We start from the raw sequence: 17,805 nt of genomic DNA, 5'->3' as shown, positions 1-17,805 counted from the left end.
CGTTTTAAGATGATAAAGCTAAAAATAAAAACAGGAGACATCGTAAGAGTAATTGCTGGAGACCATAAAGGTTCTGAAGGTAAGGTATTACGTGTTGACCGTGAGAAAAACAAAGCTATTGTAGAAGGTGTAAACATGGTATCGAAACATACGAAACCAAGTGCAAAAAGCCCTCAAGGTGGTATTGTAAAGAAAGAAGCTCTTATTCAAATATCTAACATCTCTTTAATTGATCCTAAAACTAAGGAAGCAACTAGAGTAGGAGTTAGAATTGAGGGAGATAAGAAAGTAAGATTTTCAAAAAAATCTAATCAAGTACTATAGTAATGGCGTATATACCTAGACTAAAAGAGGAATACAAGAACAGAGTAATCTCTGCTCTTAAAGAGGAGTACGGATACATAAACGTAATGCAAGTTCCAAAATTGGAAAAAATCGTTTTGAGCCGTGGAGTTGGAGCAGCAGTTTCTGATAAAAAATTAATTGACTATGCAGTTGATGAATTAACTAAGATTACTGGACAAAAAGCAGTTTCTACTATTTCAAAAAAGGACGTTGCGTCTTTCAAATTGAGAAAAGGAATGCCTATTGGGGCTAAAGTGACTTTACGTGGAGAAAGAATGTATGAGTTTTTAGATAGACTTATTACTTCAGCTTTACCACGTGTTAGAGACTTTAGTGGGATTAAAGCTACAGGTTTTGACGGAAGAGGAAATTATAACCTTGGAGTGTTAGAGCAAATCATTTTTCCTGAAATAGACATTGATAAAGTAAACAAAATTTCAGGAATGGATATCACTTTTGTTACTACTGCTCAGACAGATAAGGAAGCAAAATCGTTGTTGACTGAATTAGGATTACCTTTTAAAAAGAATTAAGATATGGCTAAAGAATCAATGAAAGCCCGTGAGGTGAAGAGAGAAAAAACGGTAGCAAAGTATGCTGAGAAAAGAAAAGCTTTGTTAGAGGCTGGAGATTTCGTAGGTTTGCAGAAATTACCTAAAAATGCTTCACCAGTTCGTTTGCATAACAGATGTAAATTAACAGGTAGACCAAGAGGGTACATGCGTCAATTCGGAATTTCTCGTGTTACATTTCGTGAAATGGCAAACAACGGATTGATACCAGGAGTTAAAAAAGCCAGCTGGTAAAAAATTGAATTTTAATTGGTTAAAGGTTCGATGGAGAGTCCAGAGAAAACCATAATCGCAAAATTATACATATGTATACAGATCCTATTGCGGATTATTTAACAAGAGTTAGAAACGCTGTGGCTGCAAACCACAAAGTTGTCGAAATTCCTGCATCTAATCTAAAGAAAGAAATAACTAAGATCTTATTTGATCAAGGTTATATCTTAAGTTACAAATTTGAAGACAACGCTGTTCAGGGTTCAATCAAAATTGCTTTGAAGTATGATAAAGATACTAAAGAGTCAGTAATTAAAGATATCCAAAGAATTAGTAAACCAGGTTTGCGTAAATACTCAAGTTCAGCTTCTATTCCAAGAATCCTTAACGGATTAGGAATTGCTATCGTTTCTACATCAAAAGGTTTGATGACTGGAAAGAAAGCCAAACAACTTAACGTTGGTGGAGAAGTAATTTGTTACGTATACTAATAAAAAGACTATAAGATGTCAAGAATAGGTAAAAATCCAATTGTAATCCCTGCTGGTGTAACTGTAGAAGTTAAAGACGGTATTATTACAGTTAAAGGAAAAAATGGTCAACTTACACAGGAGTTTTCGGACGTTACTGTTACAGTTGAAGATGGGATAGTTCAAGTAGACAGATCATCTGATCATAAAGACCAAAGAGCAAAACACGGTTTGTATAGATCTTTAATCAATAATATGATTTTAGGAGTAACAGATGGTTTTACTAAATCATTAGAGTTGGTTGGAGTTGGTTACAGAGCTTCAAATCAAGGTCAAAAATTAGATTTAGCTTTAGGTTTTTCTCACAATATTGTTTTAGAAGTTGCTCCAGAAGTAACATTGGAAACTATATCTGAAAAAGGTAAAAACCCAATTGTAAAGTTAACATCATTTGACAAACAACTTTTAGGTCAAGTTGCGGCAAAAATTAGAGGTTTCCGTAAACCTGAGCCGTACAAAGGAAAAGGTGTTAAATTTGTAGGTGAAGTATTAAGAAGAAAAGCAGGTAAATCAGCTTAAAAAATAACATTATGTCATTAACAAAACCTGAAAGAAGACAGAGAATTAGATTCAGAATTAGAAAGACAATTAGTGGTACTGCTACTAATCCAAGACTATCTGTGTTTAGAAGTAACAAAGAAATTTATGCTCAACTTATTGATGACGTAAACGGAGTTACTTTATTAGCTGCTTCTTCAAGAGAAAAGGAAATAGGAAAAGGTACAAACGTAGAGGTTGCAACAGCAGTTGGAAAACTTGTTGCAGAGAAAGCGTTAAAAGCTGGGATAGAGGTAGTAACATTCGATAGAGGAGGTTACTTATATCACGGTCGTATTAAATCATTAGCGGAAGGCGCGAGAGCGGCTGGACTTAAATTCTAATAAAGTATGTCTAATAGTAAATACAAGAATGTAGAGTTAGTAAAACCAAGTGGTCTTGAATTAAAAGATCGTTTGGTGAGTGTTAATCGTGTTACTAAAGTTACAAAAGGTGGTAGAGCTTTCGGTTTTTCTGCTATTGTAGTTGTAGGTGATGAAAATGGAGTAGTTGGACATGGACTAGGAAAGTCTAAAGATGTTTCTGAAGCAATTGCGAAAGCAGTAGAAGATGCTAAGAAAAATTTAGTAAAAATTCCTTTGAATGGTCAGTCTGTTCCTCACGAACAAAAAGGTAAATTTGGTGGTGCACGTGTATTCTTAATTCCTGCCTCTCATGGTACTGGAGTTATTGCTGGTGGAGCTGTTCGTTCAGTTTTAGAGTCAGTAGGTATTCACGATGTATTATCTAAATCTCAAGGATCATCAAATCCTCACAACGTAGTAAAAGCAACTTTTGATGCTTTATTACAAATGAGAAGTGCTCACACTGTTGCAAAACAAAGAGGGGTTTCTTTAGAAAAAGTTTTTAAAGGTTAATTCAAGGAAATTATGGCTAAATTATTAGTAAAACAAGTTAGAAGTAAAATCAACTGTCCACTTGATCAAAAAAGAGGATTAGAGGCTTTAGGTCTACGTAAAATGGGTCAAGTTGTAGAACATGATTCAAACCCTGCAATCCTTGGGATGATAAACAAAGTTAAACACTTAGTTTCTGTTGAAGAAACTAAATAACAAATACTGTTATGAATTTAAGTAACTTACAACCAGCTGAAGGGTCAACACACAATCAAAATAAAAGATTAGGTAGAGGAGAAGGTTCTGGAAAAGGTGGTACTTCTGCAAGAGGTCACAAAGGAGCAAAATCTCGTTCTGGTTATTCTAAAAAGATTGGTTTTGAGGGAGGGCAAATGCCACTTCAAAGACGTGTACCTAAGTTTGGTTTCACAAACATCAATCGTAAAGAATACGAAGGTGTTAATCTTGATACACTTCAATTATTGGTGGACAACGGAATCGTAACTGATTCTATCGATATGACAACTTACGTTGCTAATCGTTTGGCTACTAAAAACGAGATCGTTAAGATTTTAGGAAGAGGAGAATTGAAAGCAAAATTAAAAGTAACTGCTCACAAATTTACTGCTACTGCTAAAGCTGCTATTGAAGCTGCTGGTGGAGAAGCTGTAACAATATAATTTTTCAATTTATGAAGAAATTTATTGAATCAATAAGTAATGTTTGGAAAATCGAGGAACTAAAAAACAGAATCCTAATCACATTGGGTCTGCTTTTAGTTTATCGTTTTGGAGCACACGTTACGCTTCCAGGAATTGATGCTACTCAGTTAAATTCTTTAGCAGGTCAGACCAAAAGTGGTATAGGATCTATTTTAGATATGTTTACTGGTGGTGCTTTTTCTAAAGCGTCTGTTTTTGCTCTAGGAATCATGCCTTACATTTCAGCATCTATTGTAGTTCAGTTGATGGGAATTGCTATTCCTTATTTACAAAAATTACAAAGTGATGGTGAGAGTGGTAGAAAAAAGATCAATCAGATTACACGTTGGTTAACAATTGTTATAACCTTGTTTCAAGGTCCAACTTACATCTATAATCTTTACAGAACTTTGCCTAGTAGTGCATTTTTATTAGGGTTTAATTCTTTTGAATTCTTATTTTCTTCAGTAATTATTCTAGTTACAGGCACAATTTTTGCTATGTGGCTAGGTGAAAAGATAACTGATAAGGGAATTGGAAACGGTATCTCATTATTAATTATGGTGGGTATACTTGCTAGATTTCCTCAAGCATTTATTCAAGAGTTTACAACTAGAGTTACAAATAACAACGGTGGACCAATGTTATTGGTTATCGAAATTATTATATGGCTTTTAGTTATTATTGCTTGTGTTCTTTTAACCATGGCTATTCGAAAAATACCAGTTCAGTATGCGCGTCGTACAGCTTCAGGTGATTTTGAACAAGACATGATGGGTGGTAATAGACAATGGATTCCATTAAAGCTGAATGCTTCTGGAGTTATGCCTATTATCTTTGCTCAAGCAATTATGTTTATACCTGCTGCTGTAGCAGGATTATCAAAGTCTGATACTTCGCAATCAATCGTTGGAGCATTTAGTAATATATTTGGATTGTGGTATAATTTAGTTTTTGCAACTTTAATCGTTGTTTTTACGTACTTTTACACCGCGATTACGGTTCCTACTAATAAAATGTCTGATGATTTGAAGAGAAGTGGTGGTTTTATACCTGGTGTTAGGCCTGGTATTGAAACTAGCGATTATTTAGACAAGGTAATGTCTTTGATTACTTTTCCTGGATCTTTATTTCTTGCGTTGATTGCTGTGTTCCCAGCGATTGTAGTGAGTCTGATGGATGTTCAGCAATCATGGGCAATGTTTTTTGGGGGTACCTCATTAATCATTATGGTTGGTGTAGCAATAGACACAATTCAGCAAATCAACTCATACTTGCTTAATAAGCATTATGATGGTTTAATGAAAAGTGGTAAAAATAGAAAGGCAGTAGCTTAATTTTATGGCAAAACAATCAGCAATAGAACAAGACGGATCAATCATCGAAGCATTATCAAATGCGATGTTCCGTGTAGAATTAGAGAATGGACATATTGTTATTGCTCATATATCTGGAAAAATGCGTATGCATTACATCAAATTATTACCTGGTGATAAAGTGAAGCTAGAAATGAGCCCTTACGATTTGTCAAAAGCAAGAATTACTTATAGATATTAAAGGATATTCACAATGAAAGTTAGAGCATCAGTAAAAAAGAGAAGTCCCGAGTGCATTATTGTGCGTAGAAAAGGGAGATTATACGTTATAAACAAAAAGAATCCTAGATTTAAACAAAGACAAGGATAGTTATGGCAAGAATAGCAGGGGTAGATATCCCAAAAAATAAGAGAGGTGTTATAGCACTTACCTATATCTTTGGATTAGGAAAAAGTAGAGCTGTTGAGATTTTAGAAAAAGCTCAAGTAAGCCAAGACAAAAAAGTTCAAGATTGGAATGATGATGAGATCGGAGCAATTCGTGAGGCAGTATCTGTTTTCAAAATTGAAGGAGAATTGCGTTCTGAAGTTTCTTTAAACATCAAGCGTTTAATGGATATTGGTTGTTACAGAGGTATTCGTCACAGAACTGGTCTTCCTTTAAGAGGACAAAGAACTAAGAACAACTCTAGAACTAGAAAAGGTAAAAGAAAAACTGTTGCTAACAAGAAGAAAGCAACTAAATAATAAGTAATATGGCTAAAGCAACTGCAAAAAAACGTAAAGTTATCGTTGAATCAACGGGAGAAGCTCATATTTCTGCTACCTTCAATAACATCATCATTTCTTTGACAAACAAAAAAGGTGAAGTTATTTCTTGGTCTTCAGCTGGTAAAATGGGTTTTAGAGGTTCTAAAAAGAATACTCCATACGCAGCCCAAATGGCAGCAGAAGATTGTAGTAAAGTAGCTCTTGAAGCTGGATTGAAAAAAGTTAAGGTTTATGTTAAAGGACCAGGAAACGGACGTGAGTCTGCTATCCGTTCTTTGCATAATGGTGGAATCGAAGTAACTGAGATTATCGATGTTACTCCTATGCCACACAACGGATGTCGTCCTCCAAAGAGACGTAGAGTTTAATAATATATTTTAAGTATAACTAGGTAGAATTAACGATTATCGAAGGATATGACCTGAATTCATAGTCTCTACCTTATAAAAATTTTTAGAAATGGCAAGATATACTGGTCCAAAAACTAGAATTGCTCGTAAATTTGGCGAAGCAATATTCGGAGATGATAAAGCTTTCGAAAGAAGAAGTTACCCACCTGGACAACACGGGATGGCAAAAAAAAGAGGTAAAAAATCTGAATATGCAATCCAGTTAATGGAAAAGCAAAAAGCTAAATATTCTTACGGAATATTAGAAAAACAATTTAGAGGTTTATTCAAAAAAGCATCAGCTACTAAAGGTGTTACTGGTGAAGTTCTTTTACAATTATGTGAGGCTAGATTAGACAATGTAGTATTCAGAATGGGTATTGCTCCATCTCGTAGAGGTGCTAGACAATTAGTTTCTCACAGACATATCACTGTTAATGGTGATGTTGTAAATATTGCTTCTTACCACCTTAAACCTGGTGATAAGGTTGCAGTTCGTGAAAAATCTAAATCATTAGAGGCCATCGAACGTTCTTTATCTAATTCAAGTCATGTTTATGAATGGATTACTTGGAACAATGACGTTAAAGAAGGTACTTTTGTTACTGTACCAGCTAGACTTCAAATTCCAGAAAACATTAAAGAGCAATTAATCGTAGAGTTGTACAACAAATAATAATTGACTTAGTCGAAATTTATGGCAATATTTAATTTTCAGAAGCCCGATAAAGTTATCATGATCGATTCAACCGATTTTGAAGGTAAGTTTGAATTCAGACCTTTAGAACCTGGTTACGGATTGACCGTTGGTAATGCACTTAGAAGAGTCTTGCTTTCAGCATTAGAAGGTTATGCAATAACATCTGTTCGTATCGAAGGTGTGGATCATGAGTTTTCTACTATTGCAGGAGTTGTTGAAGATGTTACCGAAATTATCCTTAATCTTAAACAAGTACGTTTCAAACGTCAAATTGAAGATATTGATAACGAAGCAGTTACTATTTCTGTTTCAGGTAAAGATCAGTTAACCGCTGGTGATTTTCAAAAATTTATTTCAGGTTTCCAAGTTTTGAATCCAGAACTAGTTATTTGTAATTTAGATTCTAAAATCAAACTGAACTTCGATTTAACTATCGAAAAAGGTAGAGGATATGTTCCTGCTGAGGAGAACAAAAAACAAAATGCTGCAATTGGAACCATTTTTACGGATTCTATTTTTACTCCGGTAAAAAACGTAAAATATGCTATCGAAAACTTCCGTGTAGAGCAAAAAACAGATTATGAAAAATTAGTTTTTGAAATTAAAACTGATGGTTCTATTAATCCAAAAGATGCACTAACTGAAGCTGCTAAGGTTTTAATTCACCACTTCATGTTGTTCTCTGACGAAAGGATTACACTCGAGGCTGATGAGATCGCACAAACAGAATCGTATGATGAGGAATCATTGCACATGAGACAATTGCTTAAGACTAAGCTTGTTGATATGGACTTATCTGTTAGGGCATTAAATTGTTTGAAAGCGGCTGAAGTTGATACACTTGGTGATTTAGTATCGTTCAATAAAAATGACCTAATGAAATTCCGTAATTTTGGTAAAAAATCTTTAACAGAGCTAGATGAACTTGTAGCAGTTAAAAATTTAAACTTCGGTATGGATTTAGCAAAATACAAACTAGATAAAGAATAAATTACTCATATTTTGCTCTCCATAGAGGATAGTAGCAAGATGAGGGTTTAAAAAAAAACGTCATGAGACACGGAAAAAAATTCAATCACTTAAGCAGACAGACAGCACATAGAAAATCTATGTTAGCTAATATGGCTTGTTCTCTTATAGAGCACAAACGTATTAATACTACTGTTGCTAAAGCAAAAGCGCTTAAACAATTTGTTGAGCCTTTAATAACAAAATCAAAAGTAGATACTACGCACAATCGTCGTATCTGTTTTTCTTACCTACGTAGCAAATATGCGGTAACTGACCTGTTCAGAGATGTAGCTGCTAAAGTTGGTGATCGTCCAGGTGGATACACTCGTATCATTAAAGTTGGAAATCGTTTAGGAGATAATGCTGATATGGCAATGATCGAATTAGTAGATTTCAACGAAATTTACAACGGTGGTAAAAAAGAAGTTAAGAAAGCAAAAAGCCGTCGTGGTGGAAAGGCAAAAAAAGCAGATGAAGCTACTGATGCTCCTGCTGATGAAGCTGAAACTACAACTGATGCTGCTGAGTAATTATGAAAATAATCATTCAATAATATTAAAGGATAAACTATTTATAGTTTATCCTTTTTTTTTGATTTTTTGTATAATTACTTCAGCTTATTTTAGTATTCTCTAGATAAGTCTATTTTAAAACATTTTTTTTTAAAATTTGTTTTCACTCTTATTATAATTTAAATTTGCAAAATATTTAACTACACATGAAATACACAACAAGACAAAGTGCAATTTTACTACTAAGTGACGGAACTATCTTTCACGGTAAATCTATTGGGATCAGTGGTACTACTTTTGGAGAAGTATGCTTTAATACTGGTATGACTGGATATCAAGAGATATTTACAGATCCTTCTTATTTTGGTCAAATTATGGTTGCAACTAATCCTCATATTGGTAACTATGGTGTGAATGATAATGATGTTGAGTCAGATAGTATAAAAATTTCTGGTTTAGTATGTAAAAATTTTAGTTTTAATTATTCACGTGCCGATGCTTCAGGAAGCCTAGAAGATTATTTTACAAAGCAAAACCTGATCTGTATCTCAGACGTAGACACGAGAGCTTTAGTAAGTTACATTAGAGATAATGGTGCTATGAATGCCGTTATTTGTACTGATGGTACTTCAATTGAAGATTTGAAAGTAGCTCTTTCGAATGTTCCTGATATGAAAGGTTTAGAGTTGGCTTCTAAAGTTTCAACAGCAGTTCCTTATTTTTTCGGCGATGAAAATGCTACTTATAAGATAGCAGCATTAGACTTAGGAATTAAAACTAATATCTTAAGAAATTTAGCAAAAAGAGATTGTTACATAAAGGTATTTCCTTATAATGCTAGCTATAGTGACCTAAGTGAATTTAATCCAGATGGTTACTTTTTATCTAATGGTCCTGGTGATCCAGAGCCTCTCGCTAGTGCTGTACAAGTTGCCAAGGATATACTATCTAATAACAAACCTTTATTTGGAATTTGTTTAGGTCACCAAATAATAGGTTTAGCAAATGGTATATCTACTTACAAAATGTTTAATGGTCATAGAGGGATCAATCATCCCGTTAAGAATTTGTTATCAGGAAAAGGTGAGATTACCTCTCAAAATCATGGTTTTGCTGTGAATAAAGAAGAATTGGAACTAAATCCTGATTTAGAAATTACTCATTTGCATTTAAATGATGAAACAGTTGCTGGAATGCGTATGGTAAATAAGAATTGTTTTTCAGTCCAATATCATCCTGAGGCTAGTCCAGGTCCTCATGACTCTTCTTATTTGTTTGATCAATTTATTGAAAATATTAAAAAATAAAGTACATTTTTTTTATCCTTGATAGGCAGGCTTTTAGTCTGCCTATTTTTTTTTAAAAGTTTTTGATTTCGTCCTTTATCTTTGCTCTATCTCTAATTTATTCTTTGTTTGTCTCATTTGATTTACTGCATTTTGATTCTATGACTTTATTTTACAAAATTAATAACGGTAGTTTTTTTAATGTTTTTGTTTTTAACAGGTACATATAACGTTTTCGTTAATAACATTCATTATTTTCACAATATGATAACAAAAGATAGAATATATTTGTGTTATTAAATTTAAAACAAAGTAACATGAGTATTATCATTAAAATTCACGCAAGACAAATTTTTGATTCAAGAGGAAATCCGACTATCGAGGTAGATGTGATTACTGACAATGGAGTTTTAGGTAGAGCAGCAGTGCCTTCTGGAGCATCAACAGGAGAGCATGAAGCAGTTGAGTTACGTGATGGCGGAAAAGCTTTTCTAGGAAAAGGAGTTTTAAACGCGGTGAAAAATGTTAATACTATTATTGCTGACGAATTATTAGGTACATCAGTTTTCGAACAAAACTTGATAGACCAAACTATGATTAGTTTAGATGGAACTGCTAATAAATCTAACTTAGGTGCTAATGCTATTTTAGGTGTTTCTCTTGCTGTAGCAAAAGCAGCTGCAAACGAGTTAGGTTTGCCATTGTATAGATATGTTGGTGGAGTTTCTGCTAATACATTACCTGTTCCAATGATGAATATTATAAATGGTGGTTCGCATTCAGATGCGCCAATTGCTTTTCAAGAATTTATGATTTTCCCTGTTAAGGCGACTTCATTTTCTCATTCAATGCAAATGGGTACTGAAATTTTTCATAGCTTGAAAAAAGTATTACATGATAGAGGCTTGAGTACAGCAGTGGGTGATGAAGGTGGTTTTGCGCCTAATTTAGCTGGAGGTACCGAAGATGCTTTGGATACTATCAAAAAAGCAGTTGAAAATGCTGGTTACACTTTTGGTGATGAAATTATGATTGCCTTGGATTGTGCTGCTGCTGAATTTTATGTAGACGGTAAGTACGACTACTCAAAATTTGAAGGAGAAACTGGAAAAGTGAGAACTTCTGCTGAACAAGTAGAGTATTTAGCTGAATTAGCAGCTAAGTATCCTATCATCTCTATTGAAGATGGTATGGATGAAAATGACTGGGACGGTTGGAAAATGTTAACAGACAAAATAGGGGATAAAGTCCAATTAGTTGGTGATGATTTATTTGTTACTAATGTAGAGCGTTTGTCTACAGGTATCGAAAAAGGAATTGCTAATTCTATCTTGATTAAAGTAAATCAAATTGGAACCTTATCAGAGACTATTGCAGCTGTAAATATGGCTAAAAATGCAGGTTACACCTCAGTAATGTCGCATAGATCTGGAGAAACGGAAGATAACACTATTGCTGATCTTGCTGTGGCTCTAAATTGTGGTCAAATTAAGACTGGTTCTGCATCACGTTCAGATCGTATGGCAAAATACAATCAACTCTTGAGAATAGAGGAAGAATTAGGAGATACTGCTTATTTTCCAGGTATGAAAGCATTCAAAATTAAATAATTACTAAGGTTTCGATCCTTGAGCAAGCCATCCATTTAATTTGGGTGGCTTTTTTTGCTTAAATTTAACAACTTCATTGTAGATTTCTCTTTTTAATTCATGTTTTAATTCTTAGATTTGATAAATTATTAAATATTAAGATTTATTACCAAAATATTATGTCAAAAACAGCTATACTAGAAATTGATGGCAAAAAGTATGAATTTCCTATGGTTAAAGGAAGTGAAAACGAAGAAGCTATTGATATTAACAAATTAAGAGATTTATCAGGTGTAATTACTTTAGATCCAGGATATAAAAATTCTGGTTCTTGTACAAGTAAAATTACTTTTTTGGATGGGGAGTTAGGAATATTGCGCTACCGTGGATACGCGATTGAAGACTTAGCAGATAAAGCTGATTTTCTAGAAGTGTCATTTCTTTTAATCTTTGGAGAACTTCCTACTGCAACGCAGTTAGAACAGTTCGAAAACGATATTAGAAAACATACATTAGTAAATGAGGAAATGAAAAACATCATTGATGGTTTTCCTCGAACTGCGCATCCTATGGGTGTATTGGCAGCTTTGACTAGTGCGCTTACCGCATTCAATCCTAAATCAGTTAATGTTGATAATGAGAAAGAGATGTACCACGCCGTTTGTAAAACAATGGGTAAATTTCTTGTCATCGCAACTTGGACTTACAGAAAGAGTATGGGGTATCCGTTGAATTATTACGATAATACTAAAGGATACGTAGAAAACTTCATGAAATTGATGTTTGAGCTTCCTACAGGGCCATACAGCGCTAATCCTATTGTGATTGATGCCTTAGATAAATTATTTATTCTTCATGCTGATCATGAGCAAAATTGTTCGACGTCTACTGTAAGAATGGTAGGTTCGTCTCATGCCGGTCTTTTTGCATCTATTTCTGCCGGAGTGTCAGCACTTTGGGGTCCATTGCACGGAGGAGCTAATCAAGCAGTTCTTGAGATGCTTGAAGAAATCCACCAAAATGGAGGTGATGCAGATGTTTACATGGCAAAAGCAAAAGATAAGAACGATCCTTTCCGTTTGATGGGATTTGGTCACAGAGTGTATAAAAATTTTGATCCGCGTGCTAAAATCATTAAAAAAGCTGCTGACGAAGTTTTAAAAACATTAGGAGTTGATGATCCTATTCTTGCGATAGCTAAAAAGTTAGAAGCATTAGCATTAGAAGATGAATATTTCAAATCTAGAAGTTTGTATCCAAACGTAGATTTTTATTCTGGTATTATTTACAGAGCACTAGGAATTCCTACTGATATGTTTACTGTAATGTTTGCAATTGGTAGATTACCAGGTTGGATCGCTCAATGGAAAGAAATGAGAGAAAATAAAGAACCTATAGGTAGACCAAGACAAGTTTATACTGGCTCTCCATTAAGAGAGTTTCAAACTGCTGATAAAAGATAGTTTTCAAATTGTAAAAGCTTCACAACGTAGTGAAGCTTTTTTTTTACCTTTGCTTTATAAGCCAATAAAAATAATATGTTAGAATTAAATGTAAAAAATGAGTCTTCTAGGCTACGAGCAGTAGTCCTAGGAACAGCTACTAGTAGCGGTCCAGTACCAACTGTTGAAGAAGCTTACGACCCTAAATCGTTAGAACATATTGTAGCAGGAACCTATCCTGAAGAGTCAGATATGGTTGTAGAGATGGATGCATTTGAGAAAGTGCTTACTAAATACGACGTAACTGTTTATAGACCACAGCTGATAGAAAATTGCAATCAAATATTTACTAGAGATATCGGTTTTGTAATAGATGACATATTTGTAAAGTCAAATATATTACCAGAAAGAGAGTTAGAACTTGATGCTATACAATATGTTATTGATCAAATTGATCCTATGAAGGTGGTACGTCCACCGGCAGAAGTTCATATAGAAGGAGGAGACGTAATGCTTTGGAATGACTACATTTTTATTGGAACCTATAAAGGAAGCGATTATAAAGATTATATAACCGCTAGAACTAATCTAGAAGGTGTTCAATTTATAAAAGAGTTGTTTCCAAATAAAATTGTCAAAGAATTTGATCTGGTAAAATCAAAGTTAGAAGCTAGAGACAATGCATTGCATCTCGATTGTTGTTTTCAACCAGTAGGGAATGACAAAGCTATTATTTACAAAAATGGTTTTAGAGAAGAGGCGGATTATAGCTATTTAGTTAATCTTTTTGGGAAGGATAACTTATTTCATATCACAAGAGACGAAATGTATCATATGAATTCTAATGTTTTTTCTATTGATACCAATGTAGTTGTGTCAGAAAGAAATTTCACAAGATTGAACAACTGGTTGCGTGCGAATGGTTTTACCGTTGAAGAAATTCCATACGCAGAAATTTCTAAGCAAGAAGGCTTACTTCGTTGTTCGACATTACCCTTAATAAGAGACTAAAACTATTTATGGTTTAAGGTAAACTATTTTTTAAAAGTATTCTTCAAACTTATAAGCTTTAATTAAAATGATATGAAACAAACTACTAATTCTATAGTAATGATTCGTCCTGTTGCATTTAGGATGAATGAACAAACAGCTATTAATAACTATTATCAAAAAGTTTTAGATGGACTTTTGCCAGAGTCTGTTAATGCTAAGGCGCAACAAGAATTTGATGCTTTTGTCGAAAAATTGAGAGCTGTAGGTGTTCATGTGACGGTTGTTAATGATACCTTAGATCCCGATACTCCTGACAGTATTTTTCCTAATAATTGGATTTCTTTTCATGAAAATGGAGATGTGGCTTTGTTTCCTATGTTTGCTGAAAATAGAAGAGCAGAGCGTCGTGAAGAAATTTTAGATCTTTTAGAGGATGAAGGTTTTAAGATAGAAAATATCATGGATTACACTGCGGCAGAAGAGGATGGTGTTTTTTTGGAAGGAACAGGGAGCTTGTTGTTAGATAGAGCGAATGAAAAAGCATATTGTGCTCTTTCTCCTAGAGCAGATGAAGAACTTTTTATTGAGTTTTGTGAAGATTTTGATTTTGCACCAGTTTTATTCGAAGCGTTTCAAACCGTAAATGGTGAACGAAAATTAATATATCATACGAATGTTATGATGTGCTTAGGAGAAACTTTCGCTGTAATTTGTGCCGATTGCATCGATGATAAAAAAGAGCGAAAAATGGTTCTTGATAATCTAAAAAGTGATAACAAAGAAATTATTTTGATCACAGAAGATCAAGTAAATAATTTTGCAGGCAATATGTTAGAAGTTCGTGGAACTGATGATAAAAGATATTTGGTTATGAGTGAATCGGCACATCAAAGTTTAAATCCGAAACAAATAGCACAACTTGAAAAGCATGCTACTATATTAAGTTCTAGTTTAGATACTATTGAAGCTTGCGGTGGCGGAAGCGCTCGATGTATGATGGCCGAGATATTTTTGCCTAAATCGGAATAAAAAAGAAGACCTTCAAATGCTGAAGGTCTTTTTTTATAAAATATTTGTTTTCACAATTGTGATGATAGAACTTATAATGTACTGTACTCCAATTGCGATAACAATAAAACCGACGATTCTTGAAATAGCAACAATTCCCGATGCGCCAAGCATTCTTGCTAAATAATGCGCGCTTTTTAAGACGATAAAAATGGACACTGCTACTGCAAATATAGCTAGAATTGCAAATAAAATATCGCTGATACTATGGTGCTCGTGATAAAAAGCAATAAGCAGTGATATTGATCCAGGTCCTGCTAGCATAGGTATCGCTAAGGGAGTTAACGCGATATCGTTTCTTTTCTGTGCATCGTTTTCTACTTTTTTATTTACGCCCCTTTTCTTGTTGAAATTACCTGTTAGGAGAGAAAAACCAGATGTTGCAATTACAATACCCCCAGCAATTCGTAGTGCTTCGATACTGATTCCAAAAAAGGATAACACGTATTCTCCTAAAAAGAAAGAAATTATCAATATGATAAATACGTTGATAGCGGTCCACAAGGAAATTCTGGATCTTTCTTTAGCATCGTCGTCCATGGTGAGCCCAACAAAAATAGGAACTGTTCCAATGGGATTTAGAACAGAAAATAAAGCGGCAAATAAATAAATAAAAATTTCCATGTTTTTTAGGCGAAATTATAAGTTTGTTTGAGACATAGAGTCTTGTTAAGGATTAAGAAATAGTTAAAATAAATTTGTTTTTCAACCGTTAATTAAAGGTAACCTAATCGAAAGATATTAATTTTAAATGAAAACTGACTACACTATTTTATTACTTTTGTAAAAAATAAAAAATATAATGAGAAATAAAAAAACTTTAGTTTTAGGAGCAAGCACGAAACCAGATAGATATGCGTTTAAAGCGATTAATATGCTAGTTGGAAAAGGGCATTCAGTCCTTGCAATTGGTCAGAATTCTGGAGAGGTAGCAGGGATCAAAATCCAAACTAAAGCTATTCCCTTAAAAAATATCGATACCATAACACTTTACCTTAACCCGGCACGTCAGCGAGATTATTATAATTATATTATTGAAGCAAAGCCAAAACGTGTTATTTTTAATCCAGGAACAGAGAATCCTGAATTTTATCAATTGTTAGAGTTAAATGATATTAAGTCTGAAATAGCTTGTACCTTGGTTTTATTAAGTACCAATCAATATTAAATTTGGTATAGTAATTTTTCTTACTAGTGCAGTTCTAAAGTAGTTGTTTTGTGTTAAGCGCCTCTTCCTGTTATGTAGAAGTTAGTCTTGTGAATGTGATTCTTTCTTTTTTCTTTTTTTTAGCGGATAGATCTCAAATTATGTAGATGGTGTAGTGTTAATCAACTGCTTCACTTTAATCACTTTTAAGTTTGCTACAATCAAGTAATAGTTGTCTTGGATACTCTTTTGCTACTGCTTAAAATGATTCACGATATAAATGTATTGGTAAGTGCCTTAAAAGGAAAGTAAATAAATAAGTATAGTTCTCATTATGGAATTTTCTTCAAAATTATTGGAAAAAGCAGTTGCTGAAATAGCGCAGCTGCCTGGAATAGGCAAAAGGTCCGCTTTGCGATTAGCGCTGCATTTATTAAAGCAACCCAAGGATCAAATAAGTTTTTTGACGCAGGCATTATTGGATATGAGATCAGATATTAAATATTGTACAAGTTGTCATAATATTTCGGACACTGAAATTTGCGAAATTTGTGCTAACCTAAATAGAAATCATCAGTTGGTATGCGTAGTAGAAGACATTCGGGATGTAATGGCTATCGAAAATACAGGACAATTTAGAGGTATTTACCATGTTTTAGGTGGAAAAATATCTCCTATTGATGGTATAGGCCCCAGTCAGTTAAAAATAGCAAGCTTAGTAGATAAAGTGAACCAAGGTTCAGTTAGCGAAGTTATTTTTGCATTGAGCTCCACCATGGAAGGAGATACAACGAATTTTTTTATCTACAAACAAATCTCAAATGCGGCCGTTGTTATTTCAACAATAGCTAGGGGTATTGCAGTTGGTGATGAGCTAGAATATGCAGATGAAGTTACTTTGGGTAGGAGTATTTTACAAAGAGTTCCTTTCGAAAATTCTTTCAAGAATAATTAATTTACATTAAAAATTGGTATCCTTTTAATATCGTAAATGAAAAGCTATATTTGTCACCTAAAATAGAAAAATGAACAGAGGGATAATTTATTTATTGCTTATAACTAGCGCTTTAATGACGTCATGTATTTCGACGCGAGACTTAATATATTTGCAAAATAAAGATAATTCAACAGTTGAAAGTACGATTTCTCAAGTGGTAACTAAGCCATATCGTTTACAAACTAACGATGTTTTAAGTATCACTATCAAAGCAAGTGATTCTAAACTCGTAGAGATTTTTAATACCACAAACAGTGCCGAAGTTGGTAAGTCAGAGGCAGGATTGTATTTTGATGGATTTACTGTTGATGATCATGGTAATATTAGGTTTCCAGTTTTGGGAGAGCTAAATGTTTTGGGTTATACATTAGAGGAAGTCAGGATTCGTATCGAAAAGCAATTGTTAGAAGAATATTTCAAAAAAGAGGCTAATATTTTTGTAACTGCAAAATTAGCTGGTTTTAAATATACAATAAACGGAGAAATAGGAGGTACAGGAACCAAGGTATTGTTTCAGGAGCACGTTACTATTTTAGAGGCTATTGCTAATGCAGGAGATATTACGATTACTGGAGATCGAAAAGCCGTAACCATTATCAGAAAAACACCTACGGGGACTGAAATGCATGATATCGACTTAACAGATAAAAATGTTATAAAGTCTCCTTATTTTTATTTACAACCCAATGACTATGTTTATATCAAGCCACTTAAGCAAAAAACATGGGGTACTGGTAAGACAGGTATAGAATCACTAACTACATTAGTTTCTTTATTGTCACTTGCTACGACTACTTATTTTTTATTGTTTAAAAACTAAAATCCTTAT

The 17,805-nt window shown here is 33.8% G+C and carries 26 protein-coding genes; 25 read left to right on the top strand and 1 reads right to left on the bottom strand.

Annotation, left to right across the window (positions count from 1 at the left end; all coding sequences use genetic code 11):
• Positions 1 to 9 precede the first annotated feature (9 nt).
• From rplX to ctlX, 22 genes are all read left to right on the top strand, one after another.
• Positions 10 to 324: a 50S ribosomal protein L24 gene (gene rplX, locus H8R22_RS08900; RefSeq protein ID WP_187010095.1), complete on the top strand. Its 315-nt coding sequence runs from the start codon at positions 10 to 12 to the stop codon at positions 322 to 324.
• Between the two features lie 2 nt (positions 325 to 326).
• The gene (rplE, locus tag H8R22_RS08895; RefSeq protein ID WP_187010094.1) at positions 327 to 878 is read left to right on the top strand and encodes a 50S ribosomal protein L5; all 552 of its coding nucleotides are present in this window, start codon (positions 327 to 329) and stop codon (positions 876 to 878) included.
• Positions 879 to 881: 3 nt separating this feature from the next.
• A complete protein-coding gene (gene rpsN / locus H8R22_RS08890) occupies positions 882 to 1,151 on the top strand; it encodes a 30S ribosomal protein S14 (RefSeq protein ID WP_026707007.1) in 270 nt (89 codons plus the stop codon).
• 71 nt (positions 1,152 to 1,222) lie between these two features.
• Positions 1,223 to 1,621 (top strand): 30S ribosomal protein S8, encoded by a 399-nt coding sequence (rpsH, locus tag H8R22_RS08885; RefSeq protein ID WP_072945389.1) that lies wholly within the window; start codon positions 1,223 to 1,225, stop codon positions 1,619 to 1,621.
• A gap of 15 nt (positions 1,622 to 1,636) precedes the next feature.
• A complete protein-coding gene (rplF, locus tag H8R22_RS08880) occupies positions 1,637 to 2,179 on the top strand; it encodes a 50S ribosomal protein L6 (RefSeq protein ID WP_187010093.1) in 543 nt (180 codons plus the stop codon).
• 11 nt (positions 2,180 to 2,190) lie between these two features.
• The gene (rplR, locus tag H8R22_RS08875; RefSeq protein WP_026707004.1) at positions 2,191 to 2,541 is read left to right on the top strand and encodes a 50S ribosomal protein L18; all 351 of its coding nucleotides are present in this window, start codon (positions 2,191 to 2,193) and stop codon (positions 2,539 to 2,541) included.
• A 6-nt stretch (positions 2,542 to 2,547) separates the two neighbouring features.
• Positions 2,548 to 3,075, top strand: coding sequence for a 30S ribosomal protein S5 (gene rpsE / locus H8R22_RS08870; RefSeq protein ID WP_144256165.1), 528 nt, complete (start codon positions 2,548 to 2,550; stop codon positions 3,073 to 3,075).
• 12 nt (positions 3,076 to 3,087) lie between these two features.
• Positions 3,088 to 3,270: a 50S ribosomal protein L30 gene (gene rpmD / locus H8R22_RS08865; protein WP_187010092.1), complete on the top strand. Its 183-nt coding sequence runs from the start codon at positions 3,088 to 3,090 to the stop codon at positions 3,268 to 3,270.
• 11 nt (positions 3,271 to 3,281) lie between these two features.
• Positions 3,282 to 3,734: a 50S ribosomal protein L15 gene (rplO, locus tag H8R22_RS08860; RefSeq protein WP_187010091.1), complete on the top strand. Its 453-nt coding sequence runs from the start codon at positions 3,282 to 3,284 to the stop codon at positions 3,732 to 3,734.
• An 11-nt stretch (positions 3,735 to 3,745) separates the two neighbouring features.
• Positions 3,746 to 5,092, top strand: a complete 1,347-nt coding sequence (secY, locus tag H8R22_RS08855) for a preprotein translocase subunit SecY (protein ID WP_187010090.1) — start codon at positions 3,746 to 3,748, stop codon at positions 5,090 to 5,092.
• Positions 5,093 to 5,096: 4 nt separating this feature from the next.
• Complete coding sequence (gene infA / locus H8R22_RS08850) at positions 5,097 to 5,312, top strand: translation initiation factor IF-1 (RefSeq protein ID WP_007136545.1); 216 nt, start codon at positions 5,097 to 5,099, stop codon at positions 5,310 to 5,312.
• A 12-nt stretch (positions 5,313 to 5,324) separates the two neighbouring features.
• Positions 5,325 to 5,441, top strand: a complete 117-nt coding sequence (gene ykgO, locus H8R22_RS08845; protein WP_072945378.1) for a type B 50S ribosomal protein L36 — start codon at positions 5,325 to 5,327, stop codon at positions 5,439 to 5,441.
• 2 nt (positions 5,442 to 5,443) lie between these two features.
• Positions 5,444 to 5,818 carry a 30S ribosomal protein S13 gene (gene rpsM / locus H8R22_RS08840; RefSeq protein WP_187010089.1) on the top strand — a complete coding sequence of 125 codons (375 nt, stop codon included), beginning with the start codon at positions 5,444 to 5,446 and terminating at the stop codon, positions 5,816 to 5,818.
• Positions 5,819 to 5,826: 8 nt separating this feature from the next.
• Entirely contained in the window at positions 5,827 to 6,210 is a 384-nt protein-coding gene (gene rpsK / locus H8R22_RS08835) for a 30S ribosomal protein S11 (RefSeq protein ID WP_024981527.1), read from the top strand.
• A gap of 91 nt (positions 6,211 to 6,301) precedes the next feature.
• The gene (rpsD, locus tag H8R22_RS08830) at positions 6,302 to 6,907 is read left to right on the top strand and encodes a 30S ribosomal protein S4 (protein WP_007136542.1); all 606 of its coding nucleotides are present in this window, start codon (positions 6,302 to 6,304) and stop codon (positions 6,905 to 6,907) included.
• A 21-nt stretch (positions 6,908 to 6,928) separates the two neighbouring features.
• Positions 6,929 to 7,921: a DNA-directed RNA polymerase subunit alpha gene (locus H8R22_RS08825; RefSeq protein WP_187010088.1), complete on the top strand. Its 993-nt coding sequence runs from the start codon at positions 6,929 to 6,931 to the stop codon at positions 7,919 to 7,921.
• A gap of 62 nt (positions 7,922 to 7,983) precedes the next feature.
• Complete coding sequence (rplQ, locus tag H8R22_RS08820) at positions 7,984 to 8,472, top strand: 50S ribosomal protein L17 (RefSeq protein WP_187010087.1); 489 nt, start codon at positions 7,984 to 7,986, stop codon at positions 8,470 to 8,472.
• Between the two features lie 188 nt (positions 8,473 to 8,660).
• Positions 8,661 to 9,761 (top strand): glutamine-hydrolyzing carbamoyl-phosphate synthase small subunit, encoded by a 1,101-nt coding sequence (gene carA, locus H8R22_RS08815; RefSeq protein WP_187010086.1) that lies wholly within the window; start codon positions 8,661 to 8,663, stop codon positions 9,759 to 9,761.
• A gap of 296 nt (positions 9,762 to 10,057) precedes the next feature.
• Positions 10,058 to 11,350 (top strand): phosphopyruvate hydratase, encoded by a 1,293-nt coding sequence (eno, locus tag H8R22_RS08810; protein WP_187010085.1) that lies wholly within the window; start codon positions 10,058 to 10,060, stop codon positions 11,348 to 11,350.
• Positions 11,351 to 11,508: 158 nt separating this feature from the next.
• On the top strand, positions 11,509 to 12,792 hold the full coding sequence (locus H8R22_RS08805) for a citrate synthase (protein WP_187010084.1): 1,284 nt from the start codon (positions 11,509 to 11,511) through the stop codon (positions 12,790 to 12,792).
• 75 nt (positions 12,793 to 12,867) lie between these two features.
• Positions 12,868 to 13,782: a dimethylarginine dimethylaminohydrolase family protein gene (locus H8R22_RS08800; RefSeq protein ID WP_187010083.1), complete on the top strand. Its 915-nt coding sequence runs from the start codon at positions 12,868 to 12,870 to the stop codon at positions 13,780 to 13,782.
• A gap of 72 nt (positions 13,783 to 13,854) precedes the next feature.
• Positions 13,855 to 14,793 carry a citrulline utilization hydrolase CtlX gene (gene ctlX / locus H8R22_RS08795; protein ID WP_187010082.1) on the top strand — a complete coding sequence of 313 codons (939 nt, stop codon included), beginning with the start codon at positions 13,855 to 13,857 and terminating at the stop codon, positions 14,791 to 14,793.
• A 33-nt stretch (positions 14,794 to 14,826) separates the two neighbouring features.
• Here the strand turns inward: ctlX and H8R22_RS08790 are convergent, their stop codons facing one another.
• The gene (locus tag H8R22_RS08790; protein ID WP_187010081.1) at positions 14,827 to 15,456 is read right to left on the bottom strand and encodes a MarC family NAAT transporter; all 630 of its coding nucleotides are present in this window, start codon (positions 15,454 to 15,456) and stop codon (positions 14,827 to 14,829) included.
• Positions 15,457 to 15,634: 178 nt separating this feature from the next.
• On the opposite strand from H8R22_RS08790, the gene H8R22_RS08785 reads away from it, so the two are divergent.
• The 3 genes from H8R22_RS08785 to H8R22_RS08775 all read left to right on the top strand — a co-directional run bounded on the left by H8R22_RS08785 (position 15,635) and on the right by H8R22_RS08775 (position 17,796).
• Positions 15,635 to 16,000 carry a CoA-binding protein gene (locus tag H8R22_RS08785; RefSeq protein WP_187010080.1) on the top strand — a complete coding sequence of 122 codons (366 nt, stop codon included), beginning with the start codon at positions 15,635 to 15,637 and terminating at the stop codon, positions 15,998 to 16,000.
• Between the two features lie 313 nt (positions 16,001 to 16,313).
• Positions 16,314 to 16,934, top strand: a complete 621-nt coding sequence (gene recR, locus H8R22_RS08780) for a recombination mediator RecR (RefSeq protein WP_187010079.1) — start codon at positions 16,314 to 16,316, stop codon at positions 16,932 to 16,934.
• 70 nt (positions 16,935 to 17,004) lie between these two features.
• The gene (locus H8R22_RS08775) at positions 17,005 to 17,796 is read left to right on the top strand and encodes a polysaccharide biosynthesis/export family protein (RefSeq protein WP_187010078.1); all 792 of its coding nucleotides are present in this window, start codon (positions 17,005 to 17,007) and stop codon (positions 17,794 to 17,796) included.
• Positions 17,797 to 17,805 lie beyond the last annotated feature (9 nt).

Origin of the sequence: Flavobacterium kayseriense (genome assembly GCF_014305095.1) — a bacterium.
Lineage (GTDB): Bacteria > Bacteroidota > Bacteroidia > Flavobacteriales > Flavobacteriaceae > Flavobacterium > Flavobacterium kayseriense.
The sequence above is the reverse complement of the archived record's forward strand: the minus strand, read 5'-3'. Positions and strand labels throughout refer to the sequence as shown.